Consider the following 19,841-nt stretch of genomic DNA (forward strand, 5'->3'; position numbering starts at 1 on the left):
GACGGGGACGGTGTGACGGCGGTGCCAGGCCAGGCGGACCCGGGCACCGCGGAAGGCGGCGACGTCCTCGGCGGAGGTCTCCAGATTCTGCTGGAGCGCGGTGAGGCGGCCGCCGGCGTCGAGATCGACCAGGAAGCGGGTGCTGTCGCCGAGGTAGACCACCTCGGCGACGGTGCCGGTGGCGGTGGCGTGCCCGGGCTCGTCGGCGATGGCGGACTCCTTCAGCACGCGGATCTTCTCCGGGCGGATGCTGTGGGTGCCGTCGGTGCCCAGGACGCGCCGGGCGGCCTCGCCGCCGAGCAGGTTGGAGGTGCCGACGAAAGAGGCGACGAAGGACGTCGCGGGACGTTCGTAGATCTCGGCGGGTGTGCCGACCTGTTCGAGGCGGCCCTGGCGGAAGACGGCGATGCGGTCGCTCATCGTCAGGGCCTCCTCCTGGTCGTGGGTGACGAAGACGAACGTGATGCCGACCTCGCGCTGCAGCGCCTTGAGTTCCAGCTGCATCTGCTCGCGCAGTTTCAGGTCCAGGGCGCCGAGGGGTTCGTCGAGCAGCAGGACGCGGGGGCGGCCGACCAGGGCGCGGGCGAGCGCGACCCGCTGGCGCTGGCCGCCCGAGAGCTGGGCGGGCCGCCGGGAGCCGTAGCCCTCCAGGCGGACCTGGGCGAGCGCCTCACGGGCCTGCCGCAGCCGCTCGGCCTTGGGCACCTTGCGGATCTTCAGGGCGTAGGCGACGTTCTGCTCCACCGTCATGTGCGGGAAGAGCGCGTAGTCCTGGAAGACGGTGTGGACGTCGCGTTCGAAGGGCGCGAGGCCGGTGACCTCCTGCCCGGCCAGTTCGATCCGGCCCTCGGTGGGCGTCTCGAACCCGGCGATCAGACGCAGCACCGTGGTCTTGCCGGAGCCGGACGGGCCGAGCATGGAGAAGAACTCCCCGTCGCGTATCTCCAGGTCGACGCCGTCCACGGCGACCGTCTCCCCGAACGTCTTGCGCAGGCCCTGCAGTCGGACCGCCCTTCCCTCCATGCGGGAACCCTTCTGGCGCTCATGAACGTTGGACGGAAACATATGAAGTCATAGTTCAAAGCTCAAGACCGCCTCCGGGCAAAGCTTGGGTCAATGAGCGAGGTGGTGGCCGTGAGGCAACGACACGTCGAGGGCGGGGCGTCGGGCGCCGCGGGCGCGGAGGACGGCGGCGACACGGCCGGGATACGCGCCGGCGCGGCCGGGGGCGGTCGCAGCGCGGACCGGGCGCGCGCGATGGTCTTCGCGCCGGTGGAGACCCGGGCCCGGGTGGACGCGGTGGTCCGCAGGATCGGCGACGCCATAGAACTGGGCCTGCTCGCCGACGGGGAGCAGCTGCCCGGCGAGAGCGAACTGGCCGGCCGGCTCGGCGTGTCCACGGTGACGCTGCGGGAGGCGCTGATGGCGCTGCGGCAACAGGGACTGGTCACCACCCGCCGCGGCCGGGGCGGCGGCAGCTTCGTCTCCCTGCCCGAACGGCCCGGTCCGCAGCGGCTCAGGGCGCGGCTGCGCGGCTGGAGCAGCGAGGAGCTGCGCGACCTCGGTGACCACTGGGCGGCGCTGTCGGGCGCGGCGGCCCGGCTGGCGGCGGCGCGCACCGAGCCGGACGATCTCAAGCACCTGCTGCGCACCGTGGACGCGTTCGCGGGCGCCGCGCGGCCGGCGCCGCGCAGCCGGCTCTACGGCCGGTTCCAGGTCGAGCTGGCCGCCGCGGCGCAGTCCGCCCGGCTCACCCGGGCGCAGGTCGCGCTCCAGACGGAGCTGGGCGCACTGCTGTGCCTCGTGCTGGACGACGACGCATATCGTGAAGAAGTCGCGGACCGGCAGCGGGCCTTGGTGGACGCCGTGCAGGATGGGGCACCGGATGCGGCCCGCTCGCGGGCCGAGCGGTGCGTCGAGGAGTCGGCGGCGCGCCTGGGCGCCCTGCGGCTGACGCTGTAGGGGCCGCCGGCCCCGGCACGCGGCGACCGGGAGCCGGTCCCGGGGACCGAGCCGCACCGGATCCGTCCCCGTCCGCTGGAGGGCGTCATGGGCACGAGCCCCGCACTGGCGGGAACACCGGCCGGGCCACCGGCCCGCACACCGGCGCCCGCGGCGACGCGCGGCGCGCGGGCGGCGACGCGCGCCGCGGCGCGGGTGGGCCGGGCGCTGGAGGCGGTGTTCGAGGCGGTCGCCGAGACCCGTGCCGAGACGGCCGCGCTGCTGGCCCGGGTGGTCGCGGACGGCCGGCGGCCGGTGACCGCGGACCTCGCCGCGCTGCGGCCCGGGCTGCATCGGCGGCTGGCGCGGCGGGAGTTGGTGTCCGGGATCGGCTTCGTGGCCGCCCCGGGGCTGCTGGGCGACGTCCGGGCCTGGCTGGAGTGGTGGCAGAGCGCGGGCGAGGGCGAGGTGCGGCCGTTGCTGCCCGACCTCGATCCGGGGCGGTCGGCGTACGCGGACTACACGCACTGGGACTGGTTCGCGCTGCCCCGCGACACCGGGCGGCGGGCCGTGGCGGGACCGTACGTCGACTACCTGTGCTCCGACGAGTACAGCCTGACGCTGTCGGAACCGGTGGTGGTGGCGGGCCGGTTCGCGGGGGTGGCCGCGGCCGACGTGTACCTGCGCCACTTCGAGGCGGTGGCGCTGCCGCTGCTGCGGGCGCTGCCCGGGCCCGCGTACCTGGTCAGCGCCCGGGGGCGGGTGGCCGCCGCCGCCGATCCGGCACATCTGACCGGCTCCCTCGCCCGGGGCACCGACTTCGCGACGGTGCTGGCCGGGGCGCGGGCCACCGCCCGGGACGGCCGGACCCTGGTGCCGTGCGCGGGCGTGCCGCTGGTCCTCGTGCTGGACGAGCGGCAGCCGGCGGCCGGTGAGGGCGGGTCAGCCGGCGCACGCCCGGCGACGGGCGGACCGCGATGAACCGGGCGGCGGGTGAACCGGCGTGAACCCGGCGGCAGGCGATCGGGACAAGCCCGGCAGCAGGCGAGCTGGGATCAGTCCGGCGGCAGGCGAGCCGAGAAGAACCCGGCAGTGGGACAGCCGGCAGGAGTCAAGCAGCGGACGGGCCGTGATCAACCCGGTAGCGGGTGAACCGGATGAGCGCGGCAGCGGGCGAGCCGCTGTCGGCGCGGCGGCGGGTGAGCCGGGATGAGCCCGGCGCCGTCGGCGACCTGAACGCCGACGGTGCCGGCTCAGACCTCGGGCGCGGGCACCACGCTCAGGTGCCCCGCCGGCCGGCGGGCGCGCCGCGGCCTGCGCGGGGCGGCCTCCGCGCGGCGCGGCTCGCGCAGGACCAGGGTGAGCCGGGTGTATCCGAGGTCCCGCAGCGTCGCCGGGGTCTCCTCGACGATCCGGCAGTCGGTGACGTCCCGGCGCGGGTCGGGGTGGCGCAGCGGGCGGACGGCGCCGTCGGACGCGGCGGCCTCCTCGCCGGCCACCCGCAGCCAGTGCGGCACGCCCTGCCGATAGGCGGCCTCCATGATCGGGTCCTGGGCGATGTCCCGGCGCAGGGCCTGCAGCCCCGGGTCGGGGCCGCAGCGGTCCAGGGCGGCCGCGAACCGGGCGAGCATCGGCAGGCACCAGCGCGCCTCGTGGTCGGGGCCGAGGACGGTGCCCGCCTCCGGGTGGAAGAGGACGAAGCGCAGGAAGTTGTCGCCCGGCATGGCCGTCGGGTGCGGGCCGACGCCCCGGAAGAGCGCGGTGAAGGCGCTGTTGCTCAGCACCACGTCCCAGCGGTGGTCGACGACGAACGAGGGAAAGGAGACGGCCTCCAGCAACGCGGCGTAGTCCTGCAGGTAGTCCTGCGCCTGGGAACGGACGGGAACGGGCCGCGGCGCCGGCCGCTTCCCTCCTGCCTGAAATGCCATCGGGAGGTCACCCCTCTTGCCTCTGCGGCCTTCACGCGGCGCCTTGATCCTGCTGGTCGGACGCGAGTCGTGTCAACTATCGTGGCATTCACGGACGGTTGACGGCTGAAATTGGCCACAGTTGTGGCGAGACCTGGATGTGAGTTCGAGCGACGGGCTACTCTCCGGGAAGTTCACGGCGCCCCGCCCAGTGAGAAGCCTGTGAGAGACGTAGGAGATCTGTCGGTGACCGATGGCATCGAGGATCCGGGCACCACGGTGTCGGCTGTGCTGCCGGCGGTCGTCGCACGCGTCACCGCGCTCGCCGCCCGGCTCGGCGTGCCCCACGCGGAGGTCTTCGACATCGGCCGGCTGTCCGTGGCCCGCGGCGTGCCCGAGCCCGTGGTACGGGCTCTGCTGAGCGGGCGGCCCGCGGGCGAGCCGGACGTGCAGGCCCGCTTCCTGCAACGCCTCGACCTGCTGCGCCGCACCCGGCTCAAGCCCAACGGGCGCCGCTACACCCAGCAGGAGATCGCCGACGGCGCCGGCATGTCACGGCAGCAGGCCGGTGCTCTCATCAACGGCGACCGGCGCCCCACCATGGAGCACTGCGACGCCATCCAGCGCTTCTTCCGCGTGCACGCCGGCTTCCTCACCGCCGAGGACCCCGAGGCGCTGGCGGGCGCGCTGCAACGCACCGAGCAGGAGCTGCTGCAACGGCTGGCCGACCGCGAGCGCGAGGCGGCCGCGGCCGCCGACGACCCGCTGGAGCGGCTGCTGCAGAACCACGGGGTCCGCGGGATCGCCCGGCGCGCCGCGCAGCTGCCCACCGACCGGCACCGGGACAAGGTCGCCGAATGGCTGGACATGCTTCTGGAGAGCGTGAAGCGACCCGAGTCGTGATGCCGTGAAGCTGGGGAGGACCGTGGGCATCGACAGGGACATGCGGCGGCTGTGCGGCGAACTGGTCGCCGAGCTGACGCTGCCGAAGCCGGCCCCGCCGGAGGACCTGTACACCGCGCTGTGCACGGCGATGAGCAGACGCCGCGGGCGGCCGGTGGTGTTCCGTACGGCCGCCTTCCCGCCCGGCACCGCCAGCGGGCTGTGGCTCGACATGGCCGACCAGGACCTCGTCCTCGTCGAGCAACGCACCGCGCCGGACCACCAGTTGGTGATCCTCGGGCACGAACTGTGGCACATGCAGGCCGGTCACGGCGGTCACCACGTCGAGGGCGCGGCCGTGGCCGCCCGCCTGCTGGACGAGGACGCCGACCTGCCGGCCACCGTGCAGAAGGTGGCCGCGCGCAGCGGGTTCGAGCGCACGGAGGAGGAGGAAGCCGAGAGCTTCGGTGTGCTGCTGGCCAGCAAGTGCCGTGCCTGGCTGGCGGGTTCGTCGCTGCGGCGGCCGGTGCAGCGGGACCGGCTGGCGGGGCGCATCGAGACGGCGCTGGGCTATCTGGGCCGGCGCCTGGGGGGGGACGGCGAGGGCCCGCCGCTGCGCTGAGCGGGCGAACCCCGGCCAGGGGCGGGGGGATTGTCAGTGGTGGACGGCAAGCTGGAGGCATCGCGCGGTCCGGGTGCCCGGGGCCGGGCGTGTGACCGTGTGAGCCGAAACCGGGGAGAGCGACCCATGCCGCCCGCCGTCCTGCCCGATCACGAGCGCGCCGCCGTCCGGGCCTACGTCCGCCTGTTGCAGACCGTACGGGCCTGCTTCGCCGGCCCTCCGGCCGCCGGCGGCCGGCCGCCCCTGGTCCCGCCCTCGGTCCTGGCGGAGGCCGAGCGGGCCCTGGACCGTGCCGGTCTGGCGGGCAACGAGGAGGGGTTGTTCCGGCTCGTCCGCGACTGGTGCGCCCAGCCGTGACGGAGAACCGGGGGACGTGGGTGACGGGTTCGGTCTGCCGGCGGGTCAGGGGTGCGGCACGGTCCCGGCGGTGGCCACATGACGCCCGCCGACGGTCCAGCGGCCCTCGAAGCAGTCGAGCCTGTGGCCGCCGAGGACCGGTCCCGCCACCAGCAGCCGGGCCCGCAGCGTGCCGGTGTGCGGGGTGCCGGGGGCCGGGCGGAGGTCGATGTCCGCCTCGGCGAAGTCCAGCCATACGCCGGTCAGCGGGAACCACGCCTTGTAGACGGACTCCTTCGCGCTGAACAGCAGCCGGTCCCAGTGGACGGTGGGATGCCGCTCCGCCAGCCGCGCCACCCGGCGGGCCTCCTCGGGCAGGGCGATCGCCTCGAGGAGCCCGTCCGGCAGCGGGGCGTGGGGCTCGGCGTCGATACCGAGGGAGGCCAGGTCCGCGGTGCGGACCAGGGCCGCGGCGCCGTAGCCGTCGCAGTGGGTCATGCTGCCGGTCAGGCCCTCGGGCCAGCGCGGGGCGCCCCGCTCCCCCGGCAGCACCGGCCGGGCAGGCACGCCGAGCTTCTCCATGGCGCGGCGGGCGCAGGCCCGCACCACGGCGAACTCCCGCCGCCGCTTGGGGACGGCCCGCGCCACGACCGCCCGCTCCTGCGGGTACAGCGCCGCCTCGGCGGCCCCGTCGTTCCCGTACGTCTCCACGGCCACCACCGGCTCCGGGAGCAGCTCATCGATCACCGGTACCGTCCTCGATCGGCAGGATGGTGCGCGGCCCGCCCGGCGGCTGCGGCCGCTTGCGCCACTCGCGGGGGTATCCCAGCGAGACCTCCTCGAAGCGGACGCCTTCGTGGCGTGTGCTCCGCGGGATGTGCAGGTGACCGTAGACCATCGCCGCCACCCGGAACCTGCGGTGCCAGTCGTCGGTCAGCCGGGTGCCGCACCACTGGGCGAACTCCGGGTACCACAGGACGTCCGTGGGGTGCCGGTGCAGCGGGTAGTGGTTGACGAGCACGGTGGGCAGGTCGGCGGGCAGGGCGACGAGCCGGCGCTCGGTCGCGGCGACGCGGGCCCGGCACCACGCCTCACGGCTCGGGTACGGGTCGGGGTGCAGCAGGTGCTCGTCGGTGCAGACGACACCGGTGCGGTGCGCGTAGGCCAGGCCCTCCTCCTTGGTGGTGCAGCCCTTGGGCAAGAAGGAGTAGTCGTACAGCAGGAACAGCGGCGCCACGGCCACCGGCCCGCCGGGGCCGTCCCATACCGGGTACTCGTCCTCGGGGGTGGTCACGCCCAGGTCCCGGCACAGCTCGACCAGATACTCGTAGCGGGCGACGCCCCGCAGCGTGACGGCATCCCGCGGATGGGTCCACAGCTCGTGGTTGCCGGGCACCCACAGCACCTTGCGGAAGCGGCCCGCCAGTGTCTTCAGCGCCCAGCGGATGTCGCTGACGGTCTCCGCGACGTCCCCGGCCACGATCAGCCAGTCGTCGTCCGTCCCGGGCGCCATCTTCTCGACCAGCGCCCGGTTCTCGGCGTAGCCGATGTGCAGATCGCTGATGGCCAGCAACCGCCCGCTCCCGCCGGCCCGTCCCGTCACCGCTCGCCCCCCTGTCCGCCTCTGGTCGCTCTGCCGCTCACGCCGCCGTTCGCACACTCGCGCCCACGAGACCACACCGGGCGGCGCGAGGCAACCGCACCTGGGCGGCCGAGGGCCGGGGCCGCGGGTCCGCTGCGGCACATGGCGGAATCTTTTTCCCTCCCGGGGTGTATCAGGCACCGGTCCCGAGGCTCTCAAGGGTGGGGAAGCACAGAAGCGGGGCGAGCTCGGCAGCGCCGCCGGGGCGGATCGGGACGCGCGGGCGGCGGGGGCTGTGATGAGCAGCGGAACGGCCACCAGCAGGGTCAGGGGGCCGATGATCCCGAGCAGGCTGCCGCGCAGGAAGACCATCTGGTAGAAGGCGAAGGCAGGGACCAGGAGGGTCGCGAGGGTGCCCGCCCGGTCGCAGAGCCGGTGGCGTACGTCGTCCATGCGGCGGCCCACCGCGCCGAGCAGGAAGAACACGGCGGCCACCGCGGGCGGGCCGGCCCACAGGTAGCTCTCGATCCACAGGGGCGCGGAGAGGTTGAGGAAGTCGTAGCCCGCGTAGCGCGCCAGGGCGATGCCGGTGTCCTCCGGTTTGTCCGGCCAGATCGAGCGCGGGACGGGGAACAGCGCGGGGCCCAATGCGTTCTGCGGTGAGAAGCCCTGCTCCCGCGCGTAGTCGATGCCGGTCTGCACCTGCTGGAAGGCGTCGTAGTCGCCGTTGGCGGTGAACTGGGCGGACAGGGAGACGACGGTGAACTGCTCGCGGTCGCTGTAGCGGAAGTAGTCGCTGTAGGGGAAGGCCAGCAGCACGGTCGCCATGAGGGTGGCCGCGATGACGCGGAACGCGCGCGGCCGGCCCAGCCGGTCCACGGTGAACAGCAGGGTCAGCAGGACCGTGCCGACCCAGAACCGCGGTTTGCTGATCGGGTTGTTGACGACGACGTTCAGCGCGAGGAGCAGCGGCAGCAGCAGCCGGCGGATGCCGCGCAGCAGGCGGTCGCCGCCGGGCGTGCGCGGTACCCGCAGCAGGCCGAGCAGCGCCCAGAACGCGGGCACGGACAGGGACCAGCTGCGCAGGACCGCCAGGAAGGCGCCGTCCGAGCCGTCCTCGAGGCCCGCCTCGCGCAGGGCCTGACGGCTCGTGAAGTAGGCGGTGACACCGCCCGCTTGGCCGGGGACGAGCAACACGGCCAGGGTGAGGGCGAGCCCGCACAGCGCCAGCACGCGCCACGGCGCGAGACGGCGGGACAGCAGCCGTTCCACCGGTCCCGGCGCGGGGACGAACGGCCCGGCCGTGCGGGCGCACTCCCGGCGGGCGGCGACGAGGGCGCCCGCGCTGTGGGCGAGGAGCCCGAGTTCGACGACGGCGACGGCCGCGAGCGCGGTCCCCTGGCCGGTCCGGTAGTCCCACGGGTAGGTGTCGGTGGCGAGCTGCGCCAGCGGTGCGAGGCCGAGCCAGATGTAGGCGAAGACCCAGAACCCGAGGGCGACCAGCCGCACCGTCGTCGCGGTGAGCACGCGGACGAGGGCCACACCGGTGTGCGCCACCACCACGCCCTGCACGGCGAGCGCCGGCGACATGTGGCCGCCGGCCGACCGCAGGACCAGCACCGGCAGCACGAGCAGCAGCGCCACGGACCACAGGGAGACCGCGGCCACGCTGCGGACGCGAGTCTCCCGCCGCGCCGCGCGGACGAGGGTCTCCCGCCGCGAAGGCAGGGCGCAAACCGGATTTTTCGCCTGAAAGCTCATCAGCAGGGTTATAACGCCTCCGCCTCGACGAGCCGTACAGGCGCGCGCGAATCCTCGGGCCGTGCGCGGCCGTTCGCACCGCACCGTCATCGGGTGACTCAGGAGATCGGGCGGCGCGCCATTTGCCGCAAATCACGACATATATGCATTGATGATGCGCATCAGATCATCCGATCTCCGAGCAGAGGAGTGGCCCATGGGCAAGCAGGTCGACGTCGTCGTCGCCGGTGGCGGGGGATTCATCGGGGGGCACCTCGTGGGCGCCCTGCTGGCGCAGGGGCTGAGCGTGCGCTCCATCGACATCAAGCCCCGCGACGAGTGGTACCAGCTCCACGACGCGGCGGACAACGTGATCGCCGACCTGTCGCTCCTGGAGAACGCGCGGGCGGGCGTCGAGGGCGCGCGGCAGGTGTACATGCTGGCCGCGGACATGGGCGGCATGGGCTTCATCGAGAACAACAAGGCCGCCTGCATGATGTCGGTCCTGACCAGCACGCACATGCTGCAGGCCGCGCACGAGGCCGGGGTGGAGCGCTACTTCTACTCCTCCTCCGCCTGCGTCTACGCCGCCGGCAAGCAGACCGACCCGGACGTCACCGCGCTGCGCGAGGAGGACGCCTACCCGGCGCAGCCCGAGGACGGCTACGGCTGGGAGAAGCTGTTCTCCGAGCGCATGTGCCGCCACTACACGGAGGACTACGGGTTCACCACCCGCGTCGCCCGCTACCACAACGTCTACGGCCCGCACGGCACCTGGGCCGGCGGCCGGGAGAAGGCCCCCGCCGCGGTGTGCCGGAAGGTGGCCGAGGCGGTGCTCTCCGGTGACCACCGGATCGAGATCTGGGGCGACGGCCTGCAGACGCGTTCCTTCATGTACATCGACGACTGCCTGCACGGCACCCAGATGATCATGAACGGGGACAGCGGCGTACCGGTCAACCTCGGCTCCTCGGAGCTGGTGACCATCAACCAGCTCGTCGACATCGTCGAGCACATCGCGGGCATCCGCTGCGAGCGCAGCTACCGGCTGGACGCCCCCCAGGGCGTGCGCGGGCGCAACTCCGACAACACCCTCATCCGCGAGATCTACGGCTGGGAGCCGTCGATCTCCCTGGTGGACGGCCTGGAGCGGACCTACGCGTGGGTCTACGACCAGGTCAAGCGCGCCCACCAGTGACCCCCGGCCCGTTGCGAGGACGGAAGAGACGATGAGGATCCTCGTCCACGACTACAGCGGCCACCCCTTCCAGGCCCAGCTGAGCCGGGAGCTGGCGCGCCGCGGTCACGAGGTCGTCCACTCCACGTGCACGGCCTACGTCTCCGGCAAGGGCAACCTCGCCGCGGACGTCGCCGGCCTGCGCTTCGCCACCATCGGGGACGGTCTCAGGCTGCGCAAGGACGCCTACATCCGCCGGCTCGGCCAGGAGACCCGGCTCGGTCTGGAGCTGGCGCGGCAGGTCCGCCGGGAGAAGCCCGACGTGGCGCTGCTGTCCAACCTGCCGGTCCCGGTCCTGGTCGTCACCGCGGCCGTACTGCGCAGGCTGCGCATCCCCTGGGTGCTGTGGCACCAGGACGTGACCGCGGTGGCGCTGAAGAGTTTCGCCGCCGCCGACGTCGCCCGGTCGATGGGCGTGGCCGCCACGGTGTTCGGGGCGGGCGAGAAGTGGGCGGCGCGGCAGGCCGCGGCGATCGTGGTGATCGCCGACTCGTTCGTGCGGGTCCACGAGCAGTGGGGCACCGCCGACAAGGTCACCGTCATTCCCAACTGGGCCCCGCTGGACGAGATCGTCCCGGTGGCACGGGCCAACGCCTGGTCGGCGGAGCACGGTCTGAACGGCGTGCGGACGGTGCTGTACTCGGGCACGCTCGGGCTGAAGCACAACCCGGTGCTGCTGGTGCGGCTGGCCGAGCGGCTGCGCGAGCAGGGCAGTCCGGTACGGCTCGTGGTCGTCAACGACGGCCCGGCCGTACCCGTCCTGCGGGACGCCGCCGCGGCACGGGGCGTCGAGCTGACCCTGCTCCCCTTCCAGCCCTATGAGCGCCTGCCCGAGGTGCTGGGCACGGGCGACGTCCTCGTCGTCCTGCTGGATCCGGACGCCGGGCAGTTCTCGGTCCCGTCCAAGACGCTGTCGTATCTGTGCGCCGGGCGGCCGGTGCTCGGCCTGATGCCCGCCGACAACCTGGCCGCGCGGCTGCTGCGGCAGGCGGGGTCGGCGGTCTTCCCGCCGGAGGAGTCGGCGCTGGGGGATGCGTCCGCCTGGGTCCGCGAGGTGCTGTCCGACCCGGCCCGGGCCGAGCGGCTGGGCAAGGAGAGCCGCGCGCTGGCCGAGCGGGAGTTCGCCCTGGAGGGCTGCGCCACCCGCTTCGAGGAGATCCTGCGCGGCGTGCGCCGCGCGGGCGGACGGCGTCGCCATCCCTGACCGGGTGCCGGGTGCGGCAGGCCGACCGCATCCGGTATCCCCTCCCTCGTGGCCGGCGCCCCTCAGGTGGCCCGATCGCCGCCCCGCCTCACGCCGCGCGCATGCCGCGGCGCTGTTCGGGGCGGCGATCGGACCACCGGCGTGTCGGAACGTCGGATCACCGTCGCGGGTCGCCTCCGCGCCCGAGCGTCACATGGCCGGGTCCGGCGTGGCCTGCTCCCGCCGGGGTGCGGCCGTCGGCCGGTCGTACCCGCGCGCCGTGCCGCCCGGGCCGGCCGGCTCCTCCCGGCCGCCGCCCCGGTACATCTCCTCCAGCCGGTCCGCCACGGCAGCGATGGAGTAGACCTCCTCGACCACGCGGCGGCCGGCCCGCGCCATCCGCGTCCACAGCTCCGGGTCGCCGAGCAGCCGGCACACCGCCGCCGCCATGGCCTCGGGGCTGCCGTCGGTGACGAGGGCGGCGCCCTGGCGTGCCAGTTCCTCGGCGATGCCGCAGGTGTCGGTGCACACCACGGGTGTGCCGGCCGCCAGCGCCTCGATGAGGGTCATGCCGAACGGCTCGTTCACACTCGCCAGCACATGGACGGCCGCCGTCCGGTAGGCCTCGTGCGCCTTGGCCGGATGGAGTGCCCCGCCGTAGCGGACCACCCCCGCGGGGCCCTCGTCGATGAGCCGGCGCACGGCGGGCAGCGATCCGTCGTCCGGACCGTACAGGGTGAAGCGGGCCTCGGGCATCTCCTTGTGGACCAGCGCGGCCATCTCCACGAAGGCCTCGGGGCGCTTGCGGGGATGCAGCCGGGCCAGGAACAGCACATGGGGCGCGCGCGGCTGCCGCGGCTCCGGTTCGGGCGGGTCCGGCCGGATGCCGTTGGGCAGGATCCGCAGCGGCGGCCCGTCCGGACCCAGCACCCGCGCCACCCGCTCGCGTTCCTGTGCGGTGAGGGCGCAGCAGACGCGCGCCCGGCGCAGCAGCGGCAGGTACAGCAGGTCGAACAGCCGGACGGGGAGCGCGGAACGCGGCTCGACCATGCCGTGGGTCTGGGCCACACACGGCACGCGGCGCAGGGCGGCGACGGCGAGGGCGGCCAGGGAGACCAGGTCGCGGCCCGCGTGGACGTGCACGACGTCGGCGTCGCCCATGGCCCGCCACAGGTCGCGTACGAGGAGGGGATGCAGCAGGCCGATGCAGCCCGGCGCCGGCAGCAGCGTACGGGACGGGCGGGTGCGCAGCCGGACGGCGCCGATGCGGTCCGGCCCCCGGCCCCTGCCCCGCCACAGCGCCATCAGCGTGACGTCGTGGCCGCGGGTGGCCAGCTCCTGGGACTGGGCGAGCGCGACGCTCGGCGGACCGCCGAAGATACCGTCGTCACTGAGGAGCGTGACCACGTGGAGCAGTCTCATGCCGTGCGTCCCTTCGCCGTCAGGACCGCGCCGGGTGCGAGGTCCCGGTGGGCGACGGCGCCGGCGCCCACCACGCCGCCCCGGCCGACGGTGACGCCGCGCAGGACGACGGCCCGGGCCGCCACCCAGCTGCCCGGCTCCAGCCGGACGGGGCCGTTGTCGAACTCGAAGGTGGCGCTGCGGCGGCGGTGGCTGCCCGTGCACAGCAGCGCGCCCTGGGAGACACAGCTGTCGCTGCCGATCGTGACGGGTTCGAGGTTGAGGATCCAGGCGCCCTCACCGATCCACACGTCGTCGCCGATCTCCAGCTTCCACGGCCAGTGCACCCGTACTCCGTGCCGGATCAGCACGCGCTGCCCGACGCGGGCGCCGAAGGCGCGCAGCAGCACCGGGCGCCAGCGGGCCGGGCACCACCACTTGACGAAGACCAGGTGGAGGACGGCGAACCAGGCGGCCTGCACGACAAGGGGGCGCCCCTTGTCGTAGCCGGCGCCGGTGAAGCCGCGCAGGGAGCGTTCCACGACGGGCCGGTGGGCCGTGTCGGGCCGGTGGGCCGTGTCGGGCCGGTGGGTCATGTCCGGTGCGACGTCACCGGGTTGTGGGGTGGCTGCGGTCGGCGCCATGACAGTGTCCCTTCCCGAGGGCCGAGGCGTGCGCATGCGTGATCCTTCATGCCCCGGGTGCCGGATCCGCGGTCGGTCCAGGCGTGTTGGCGGCAGGCTTGCCCGGATGGCGGACGCTCAGTAGGCGCCCTGGCCGTTCAGCACCGCGCGCACGGTGCGGGCCATGACGCTGATGTCCATGGCCGGGGACCAGTTGTCGACGTAGCGCAGGTCGAGCGAGACGGTCTCGTGCCAGGACAGGTCCGACCGACCGCTGACCTGCCACAGCCCGGTCAGGCCCGGCTTGACGCGCAGTCGGCGCATCTCCACCGGGTTGTACTTGACGACCTCCTCCGGCACCGGGGGGCGCGGGCCCACCAGGGACATGTGGCCGAGGAGGACGTTGAACAGCTGGGGCAGCTCGTCGAGCGAGTAGCGGCGCAGGATGCGTCCCAGGGGCGTGACCCGGGGGTCGCGGCGCATCTTGAACATGTGGCCGTCGTTCTCGTTCGCCGCCTCCAGCGCGTCCTTCAGGCGATCGGCGTCGACGACCATGGTGCGGAACTTCCACATCGCGAAGGGCGTGTTGTTCTGGCCGACCCGGATCTGCCGGTAGAAGGCCGGACCGGGTGAGTCGAGCCGCACGGCCAGCGCCAGCAGGAGCAGCACCGGCGAGAGCAGCACGAGCAACAGCAGCGCACCCACCCGGTCCACGGCCTCCTTGAGCACGCTCGGCATGCCACGGCGCAGCGGCGGGGCGATGTGCAGCAGGGTCAGGCCCGACGCCGAGGTCAGTCTCACCCGCCGGCGTGCGACTTCGACGATGCCGGGCAGCACGACGATCGGGCACCCCCGGTCGTGCACCACCCAGGACAGTCGGCGCAGCCGCTGGCCGGACAGGTGCGGGCCCGGCGCCACGAAGACGAGGTCGGCGCCGAGCGCGTCCGCCGCTTCGAGCACCGTCGCGGCGTCCTGTTCGGCGTCCTCCGGCTCCGCGCGGGGCAGCCGCACGTACACGGGGACCCCGCAGAGTACGTCGCCCTCCCCCACCGGGCAGCACCCCACGATCACGTATTCGTGGTCGGTGCGCTGGGCCAGCTGGCCGACGACGGCGTCGATGGTCGTGCTCTCCCCGACCACGACGACGTGGCGCAGGGCGCGGCCCTTGCGGCGGGAGGCCCGCAGATGACGGTGGATCAGGTGGTGGCAGGCCGCGGTGAGGACGAGCGCGGGGATCAGCGCCGTGAAGGCCTCGGCCGGCACGCTCCCCAGTCCGCACAGCACCCGCACCGTCGCCAGCGCGCCGACCAGCAGCAGCCAGTCCCTCAGGACGGCCGCCAGGCCACCGCCGTCACCCCAGGCCGCGGAGGTGTACCGCTTGCCGGCGACGCGGATCAGCGGCCACGCCAGGGCGGCGACGGCCGCCAGGCGCAGCGGGTGGGGTTCGCGGACCTCCACGATCGCCGCGGCGACCGGAAGGGCCGCGCCGGTCAGATCCACGGCGATGGACAGGGGCCCGTACCAGCGTGCCTGGGTGCCTTCCGGATGGGCCGACCGGTGCGACGCGGAAACCGGTGCCTGCCGCGATGCCGCGATTCTGAAGGGCCGCATGCTTCTCCTTAGAAGCTCCAATCTCAGACGACCGGCGCGGCAACACCATCCGCTCAAGGGCTGGACACGCCGTCAAGTGATCTTTATATCAAGGGATAGACATTTATGTCCGATTTACTCACTCTTACTCGGTCCGTCCCCCTCCGCCGGACAGCGCAGGCTCGGCGCGGCGCCGGCCGCGGTCGTCCCGGAGCCCCTGACCACGGCCGTCCCGGCAGCGCCTTCATGGTGGGCGCACGCACTCCCACGCCCCGAACTATGGTGTCCCGCCACATACGCCGCTGACCTGCGCGTTCCTACGGTGTGGCGACACGCAAACGTCCCCGTCCCACGCCAGGAAGTGGTGCCGATGTCCTCCCCAGCGCCCGCTCCACCAGCCCCGTCCCACCTGCCCCGCATCGTCGCCGCCAGCCTCATCGGCACCACCATCGAGTGGTACGACTTCTTCCTGTACGGCTCCGCCGCCGCGCTCGTGTTCAACAAGCTGTTCTTCCCGGACTCCGACCCGCTGGTGGGAACGCTGCTGTCGTTCCTGACGTACGCGGTCGGGTTCGCGGCACGACCCTTGGGCGCGCTGGTGTTCGGGCACTACGGCGACCGGCTGGGGCGCAAGAAGCTGCTGGTGCTCAGCCTGCTCATGATGGGCGGGGCGACCTTCGCGATCGGGCTGCTGCCCACCCACGCCACCGTGGGCACCGCGGCTCCGGTGCTGCTCACCACGCTGCGGCTGATCCAGGGCTTCGCGCTCGGCGGTGAGTGGGGCGGGGCCGTGCTGCTGGTGTCCGAGCACGGGGACGCGCGGCGGCGCGGCTTTTGGGCCTCGTGGCCGCAGACGGGCGCGCCGGCCGGGCAGTTGCTGGCCACCGGGGTGCTCTCGCTGCTGACGGCCGTGCTGTCCGACGGCGCCTTCGGCGACTGGGGCTGGCGGATCCCGTTCCTGCTGTCCGGAGTGCTGGTCCTGGTCGGCCTGTGGATCCGGCTGTCCGTGGACGAATCGCCCGTCTTCCAGCAGGCGTTGGCGCAGGCCGAGGCACGCAAGGCGGCGGTGCGGGCCGCCGGTGCCGCAGAGGGCGCCGAGAAGCTGCCGCTGGTGTCGGTCCTGCGGCACCACTGGCGCGACGTGCTGGTCGCCATGGGCGCCCGCATGGCCGAGAACATCAGCTACTACGTGATCACCGCCTTCATCCTCGTCTACGCCACCACCTCCGCCGGTGTCTCCAAGCAGACCGCGCTGAACGCGGTGCTGATCGCCTCCGCCGTGCACTTCGCGGTCATCCCGGCCTGGGGTGCCCTCTCGGACCGGATCGGACGCCGGCCGGTGTACCTGCTGGGCGCCGCCGGGGTCGGGCTGTGGATGTTCCCGTTCTTCCGGCTCATCGACACCGGCGGCTTCGGCAGCCTCGTGATCGCGGTGACCGTGGGTCTGGTGCTGCACGGCGCCATGTACGCCCCCCAGGCGGCGTTCTTCTCCGAGATGTTCGCGACCCGGATGCGCTACTCCGGGGCGTCCATCGGCGCGCAGTTCGCCTCGGTCGCCGCGGGCGCGCCCGCCCCGCTGATCGCGACGGCCCTGCTGTCCGACTACGACTCCGGCACGCCGGTCGCCCTGTACGTGATCGCCGCGGCGGTCCTGACCCTGATCGCCGTGGGCGTGGCGCAGGAGACCCGGCACCGGGACCTGGCCGCCGTCGAGCCCGAGGACGGCACCGCGGACGCGCCCGCGCCCACCGCCGACGCGCGTCCCGCCTGAGCCCGCCCCGGTCCGGGGCCCGGACCCGGGGCCCGGCGCCTCGCCCCGCCCGGTGGGTCCCGACCCCCGTACGCGCGCTCGCGTGTACGGGGGTCAGCTCCGTGCAGGGGCGGACAGCCGGTGCAGGCGCAGCGCGAGCTGGATCTCCAGGGCGCGCGCCGGGCTCTGCCAGTCCTCTCCGAGGAGGCGGCCGACCCGTTCCAGGCGCTGGGCGACGGTGTTGACGTGGACGTGCAGCGCGTCCTTGGTCCGGGCGGGGCTGGCGCCGCTGGCGAAGTACGCCTCCAGGGTGCGTATGAGGTCCGTGCCGCGGCGCCGGTCGTAGGCGACGACCTGGCCGATGGTGCGCTCGACGAAGCCGGCGACGTCCCGGTCCCCGGCGAGGAGCAGGCCGAGGAAGCCGAAGTCCTCGGCGGCGGCCCCGTCGCCGGTGCGGCCCAGCAGCAGCAGCGCCTCCAGGCAGCGCCGGGCCTCCGCGTAGGCGGCCGTGGCGGCCTCGGGACGTGCGGCCAGGTCGGCCACGGGGGCGGAGGCCCCGACGGTGACCGCCTCGTGCACGGCCGTGCCGAGGTGGTGGGCGGTGCGGCGGGCCAGCTCCGTCGCGCCGGCGCCGCGCGGCAGGGGCAGCAGCAGGACGGTGCCGCCGTCGCGGGCGGCGGCCAGGCCGTGCCGGGTGGCGGCCAGGTGGGAGGCCGCGGACCACAGGCGGCGGCGGGCGGCGGCCTCCTGCTCGGCGTCGGCGGCGGGGATGTCGAGGCGGGCGGCGAGCAGGACGTGGGGGGCGGCGAGGGCGGCGCGCCGCCGGGCGGCGCGCTCGCGCAGCAGGCGCGGATCGCGGGCGCGGGCGCCGAGCAGGTCGTCCAGCAGTTCCCCGCGCACGCGCTGTTCGGCCTCGGCGGCCGAACGGCGGGCGAGCAGCAGCAGGGAGGTGACCATCGCGGCGCGCTCCAGGGTGCGCTGGTCGACGGGGTCGAGGTCGCGGTGGCCGCGCAGCACGAGCGCGCCCCGCAGTTCGCCGCCGGCGGCGACGGCGGCGATCCAGTCGTCGCCGTGCCGCACGGCGTGGCCCTCGACCCGGGACGCCTCCAGGGGGCCGGCCGGTGCGTCGCCGGTCTCGGTGAACTCCACGGTGCCGGCGAGGACCTGGGAGACCGCGGCGGCCACGTCGTGGACACCGCCGCCGCGCAGCACGAGTTCGGCGAGCCGGTCGTGGACGTCCGAGGCGCGTTCGATGACCGCGCTGCGGTCGCGGATGATCTCGTTGGCGCGCTCCAGGTCGGCGAGGGCCGCACGGGTCTCGGTGAGCAGGTTGGCACTGTCGATGGCGGCGGCGGCCAGGGCGGCGAAGGAGCCGAGCAGGGCGATCTGCTCCCGTTCGAAGACCCGTGCCCGCCGGTCGGCGGCGAACAGCACACCGATGACGTGCGGGCCCAGCATGAGGGGGACACCGAGGATGGCGACGAGGCCCTCGTCCTGGACGCCGGCGTCGATGGTGCCGGTGTGCTGGAAGCGGGCGTCCTTGAAGTAGTCCTCGGTGACGTACGGACGGGCCGTCTGGGCGACGAGACCGCCCAGGCCCTCCCCCATGCCCAGGCGCAGCTGCTGGAACCGGGCGGCGACCGAGCCTTCGGTGACGCGCATGTAGGTGTCGCCGCGGGCGGGGTCGTTGAGGGTGAGGTAGGCGACGTCGGTGCCGAGCAGGGAACGGGCGCGCTGGACGATGGCCGACAGCACGGAGTCCAGGTCTCTCAGTCCCGCCAGGTCGTGGGCGGTCTCGAACAGGGCGGACAGCTCGGCCTCGCGGCGCCGGCGGCCCTCCAGCTCGGCGCGCACGCGTAGCGCGAGCAGCTTGGCGTGCTCCAGCGCGGCGATCCACGCGGCCGGCCGGCCCTCGGCCCGGGCGAGCAGCACCGGCTGCTCGTACGCCGCGGCGGGCGCGCCCTGGGCCAGCAGCTCGAGGAAGGGCGCCCCGGCGCTGCCCTCCGGCTGGGCACTGCCGCCGGTCTGCGGCGCGCCGTCGGCGGGCGGCACCGCGTCGACGGCCACGGGCGCCGCATCACCGGCCGCGGACACCGCGTCGACAGCCGCGGGCGGCGCCTGGGCGGTGGACGGTGGCGCCTGGGCCGCGGGGCGGCCGGCGGAGTTCGGGTGATCGCTGGACATGCTCACAGGATCGCGCATCCGTCCGTCACCCGCCGGGGCCTGTGGAAAACTCCGCGGCGGGCACCGGCCGGGCAGGTCAGTGGGCGGTCCAGCCGCCGTCGAGCACCAGCGAGGTGCCGGTGACGAAGGACGCCTGCGGGCTGCACAGATAGGCCACGGCCTCCGCGACCTCCTCCGGTTCGATCAGCCGTTTGACCGCGGTGTCCTGCAGCAGGACCTCGCTCAGCACGCGGTCCTCCGGGATGTCGTGGGTCCGTGCCTGGTCGGCGAGCTGCTTCTCGACCAGCGGGGTGCGGACGTAGGCGGGGTTGACGCAGTTGGAGGTGACGCCGTGCGGTGCGCCTTCGAGCGCGGCCGTCTTGGACAGTCCCTCCAGGCCGTGCTTGGCCGCCACGTACGCCGACTTGTAGGCGGAGGCGCGCAGCCCGTGCACCGAGGAGATGTTGACGATCCGGCCCCACCGCTGCCCGTACATGTGCGGCAGGGCGCCGCGGATGAGCCGGAAGGGCGCTTCCAGCATCACGGTCAGCACCGTGTGGAAGACGTCGGGCGGGAAGTCCTCGATGGGCCGCACCAGCTGGATCCCGGCGTTGTTGACGAGCACGTCGGTGCCGGCGGCCGCCTGCTCGGCGGCGTCCAGGTCGGTGAGGTCGAGCACGTGCGGTTCCAGGGAGCCGGCGAGCGTCGCCGACTGCTCCGCGAGCGCGGCCAGGCCCGCCGCGTCCCGGTCGACCGCTCTGACCTTCGCCCCCGCGGCGGCCAGCCGGAGCGCGCAGGCGCGGCCGATGCCGCCGGCGGCGCCGGTGACGAGCGCGGTGCGGCCGCCGAGGTCGAGTGAGGGATCGCGGGGGGCCGGGTGGGCG

The 19,841-nt window shown here is 74.1% G+C and carries 17 protein-coding genes; 8 read left to right on the forward strand and 9 right to left on the reverse strand.

From position 1 onward, the window contains the following. Positions 1-1,023 (reverse strand): ABC transporter ATP-binding protein (locus GV126_RS01025; RefSeq protein ID WP_159662003.1); only part of this gene is annotated, 1,023 nt, incomplete at its 3' end. A 234-nt stretch (positions 1,024-1,257) separates the two neighbouring features. On the opposite strand from GV126_RS01025, the gene GV126_RS01030 reads away from it, so the two are divergent. Continuing rightward, positions 1,258-1,962 carry a FadR/GntR family transcriptional regulator gene (locus GV126_RS01030; protein ID WP_159673163.1) on the forward strand — a complete coding sequence of 235 codons (705 nt, stop codon included), beginning with the start codon at positions 1,258-1,260 and terminating at the stop codon, positions 1,960-1,962. Positions 1,963-2,049: 87 nt separating this feature from the next. After that, positions 2,050-2,922 (forward strand): cache domain-containing protein, encoded by an 873-nt coding sequence (locus GV126_RS01035; RefSeq protein WP_236569821.1) that lies wholly within the window; start codon positions 2,050-2,052, stop codon positions 2,920-2,922. 272 nt (positions 2,923-3,194) lie between these two features. Here GV126_RS01035 and GV126_RS01040 read toward each other — a convergent pair whose 3' ends face one another. After that, complete coding sequence (locus GV126_RS01040) at positions 3,195-3,869, reverse strand: MmyB family transcriptional regulator (protein WP_185947204.1); 675 nt, start codon at positions 3,867-3,869, stop codon at positions 3,195-3,197. Positions 3,870-4,094: 225 nt separating this feature from the next. Between GV126_RS01040 and GV126_RS01045 the strand changes: the two genes are divergently transcribed. The 3 genes from GV126_RS01045 to GV126_RS01055 all read left to right on the forward strand — a co-directional run bounded on the left by GV126_RS01045 (position 4,095) and on the right by GV126_RS01055 (position 5,709). Beyond that, complete coding sequence (locus tag GV126_RS01045) at positions 4,095-4,751, forward strand: helix-turn-helix domain-containing protein (protein WP_159662004.1); 657 nt, start codon at positions 4,095-4,097, stop codon at positions 4,749-4,751. Positions 4,752-4,791: 40 nt separating this feature from the next. Next, complete coding sequence (locus GV126_RS01050; RefSeq protein ID WP_159673167.1) at positions 4,792-5,352, forward strand: toxin-antitoxin system, toxin component; 561 nt, start codon at positions 4,792-4,794, stop codon at positions 5,350-5,352. Between the two features lie 126 nt (positions 5,353-5,478). Next, complete coding sequence (locus GV126_RS01055) at positions 5,479-5,709, forward strand: hypothetical protein (RefSeq protein ID WP_159662005.1); 231 nt, start codon at positions 5,479-5,481, stop codon at positions 5,707-5,709. 45 nt (positions 5,710-5,754) lie between these two features. Here the strand turns inward: GV126_RS01055 and GV126_RS01060 are convergent, their stop codons facing one another. Next, positions 5,755-6,435: a 4'-phosphopantetheinyl transferase family protein gene (locus GV126_RS01060; protein ID WP_159662006.1), complete on the reverse strand. Its 681-nt coding sequence runs from the start codon at positions 6,433-6,435 to the stop codon at positions 5,755-5,757. Beyond that, on the reverse strand, positions 6,425-7,291 hold the full coding sequence (locus GV126_RS01065) for a metallophosphoesterase family protein (RefSeq protein WP_159673169.1): 867 nt from the start codon (positions 7,289-7,291) through the stop codon (positions 6,425-6,427). The genes GV126_RS01060 and GV126_RS01065 overlap by 11 nt, the downstream gene beginning before the upstream one ends. Positions 7,292-9,227: 1,936 nt before the next feature. On the opposite strand from GV126_RS01065, the gene GV126_RS01075 reads away from it, so the two are divergent. Together GV126_RS01075 and GV126_RS01080 are read left to right on the forward strand one after the other, a co-directional pair. After that, on the forward strand, positions 9,228-10,208 hold the full coding sequence (locus GV126_RS01075; RefSeq protein WP_159662007.1) for an NAD-dependent epimerase/dehydratase family protein: 981 nt from the start codon (positions 9,228-9,230) through the stop codon (positions 10,206-10,208). Between the two features lie 31 nt (positions 10,209-10,239). After that, positions 10,240-11,451 (forward strand): glycosyltransferase family 4 protein, encoded by a 1,212-nt coding sequence (locus tag GV126_RS01080; RefSeq protein WP_159662008.1) that lies wholly within the window; start codon positions 10,240-10,242, stop codon positions 11,449-11,451. A gap of 189 nt (positions 11,452-11,640) precedes the next feature. Here GV126_RS01080 and GV126_RS01085 read toward each other — a convergent pair whose 3' ends face one another. From GV126_RS01085 to GV126_RS01095, 3 genes are all read right to left on the reverse strand, one after another. Further along, a complete protein-coding gene (locus GV126_RS01085) occupies positions 11,641-12,852 on the reverse strand; it encodes a glycosyltransferase family 4 protein (RefSeq protein WP_159662009.1) in 1,212 nt (403 codons plus the stop codon). Continuing rightward, the gene (locus GV126_RS01090; protein ID WP_159673171.1) at positions 12,849-13,427 is read right to left on the reverse strand and encodes an LbetaH domain-containing protein; all 579 of its coding nucleotides are present in this window, start codon (positions 13,425-13,427) and stop codon (positions 12,849-12,851) included. Before GV126_RS01090 ends, GV126_RS01085 begins: the two co-directional genes overlap by 4 nt. Positions 13,428-13,592: 165 nt before the next feature. Next, positions 13,593-14,954, reverse strand: coding sequence for a sugar transferase (locus GV126_RS01095; protein WP_159673173.1), 1,362 nt, complete (start codon positions 14,952-14,954; stop codon positions 13,593-13,595). A gap of 460 nt (positions 14,955-15,414) precedes the next feature. Here GV126_RS01095 and GV126_RS01100 point away from each other — a divergent pair, with 460 nt between their 5' ends. Then, the gene (locus tag GV126_RS01100) at positions 15,415-16,815 is read left to right on the forward strand and encodes an MFS transporter (protein ID WP_201299782.1); all 1,401 of its coding nucleotides are present in this window, start codon (positions 15,415-15,417) and stop codon (positions 16,813-16,815) included. 93 nt (positions 16,816-16,908) lie between these two features. Here the strand turns inward: GV126_RS01100 and GV126_RS01105 are convergent, their stop codons facing one another. Next, positions 16,909-18,978: a helix-turn-helix domain-containing protein gene (locus tag GV126_RS01105; RefSeq protein WP_159662011.1), complete on the reverse strand. Its 2,070-nt coding sequence runs from the start codon at positions 18,976-18,978 to the stop codon at positions 16,909-16,911. Between the two features lie 76 nt (positions 18,979-19,054). Next, on the reverse strand, positions 19,055-19,841 hold a 787-nt coding region (locus tag GV126_RS01110; RefSeq protein ID WP_236569822.1), incomplete at its 5' end, for a 3-hydroxybutyrate dehydrogenase.

The sequence above is a fragment of the Streptomyces mexicanus genome (genome assembly GCF_902506575.1).
GTDB lineage: Bacteria > Actinomycetota > Actinomycetes > Streptomycetales > Streptomycetaceae > Streptomyces > Streptomyces mexicanus.

What these genes read in the sequence shown, in the direction of transcription:
- GV126_RS01090 (WP_159673171.1), bottom strand. Translation starts at nt 13,427, where the DNA reads ATGACCCACCGGCCCGACACGGCCCACCGGCCCGACACGGCCCACCGG.
- GV126_RS01100 (WP_201299782.1), top strand. Translation starts at nt 15,415, where the DNA reads ATGTCCTCCCCAGCGCCCGCTCCACCAGCCCCGTCCCACCTGCCCCGC.
- GV126_RS01105 (WP_159662011.1), bottom strand. Translation starts at nt 18,978, where the DNA reads ATGTCCAGCGATCACCCGAACTCCGCCGGCCGCCCCGCGGCCCAGGCG.
- GV126_RS01030 (WP_159673163.1), top strand. Translation starts at nt 1,258, where the DNA reads ATGGTCTTCGCGCCGGTGGAGACCCGGGCCCGGGTGGACGCGGTGGTC.
- GV126_RS01050 (WP_159673167.1), top strand. Translation starts at nt 4,792, where the DNA reads ATGCGGCGGCTGTGCGGCGAACTGGTCGCCGAGCTGACGCTGCCGAAG.
- GV126_RS01075 (WP_159662007.1), top strand. Translation starts at nt 9,228, where the DNA reads ATGGGCAAGCAGGTCGACGTCGTCGTCGCCGGTGGCGGGGGATTCATC.
- GV126_RS01085 (WP_159662009.1), bottom strand. Translation starts at nt 12,852, where the DNA reads ATGAGACTGCTCCACGTGGTCACGCTCCTCAGTGACGACGGTATCTTC.
- GV126_RS01035 (WP_236569821.1), top strand. Translation starts at nt 2,050, where the DNA reads ATGGGCACGAGCCCCGCACTGGCGGGAACACCGGCCGGGCCACCGGCC.
- GV126_RS01055 (WP_159662005.1), top strand. Translation starts at nt 5,479, where the DNA reads ATGCCGCCCGCCGTCCTGCCCGATCACGAGCGCGCCGCCGTCCGGGCC.
- GV126_RS01040 (WP_185947204.1), bottom strand. Translation starts at nt 3,869, where the DNA reads ATGGCATTTCAGGCAGGAGGGAAGCGGCCGGCGCCGCGGCCCGTTCCC.
- GV126_RS01080 (WP_159662008.1), top strand. Translation starts at nt 10,240, where the DNA reads ATGAGGATCCTCGTCCACGACTACAGCGGCCACCCCTTCCAGGCCCAG.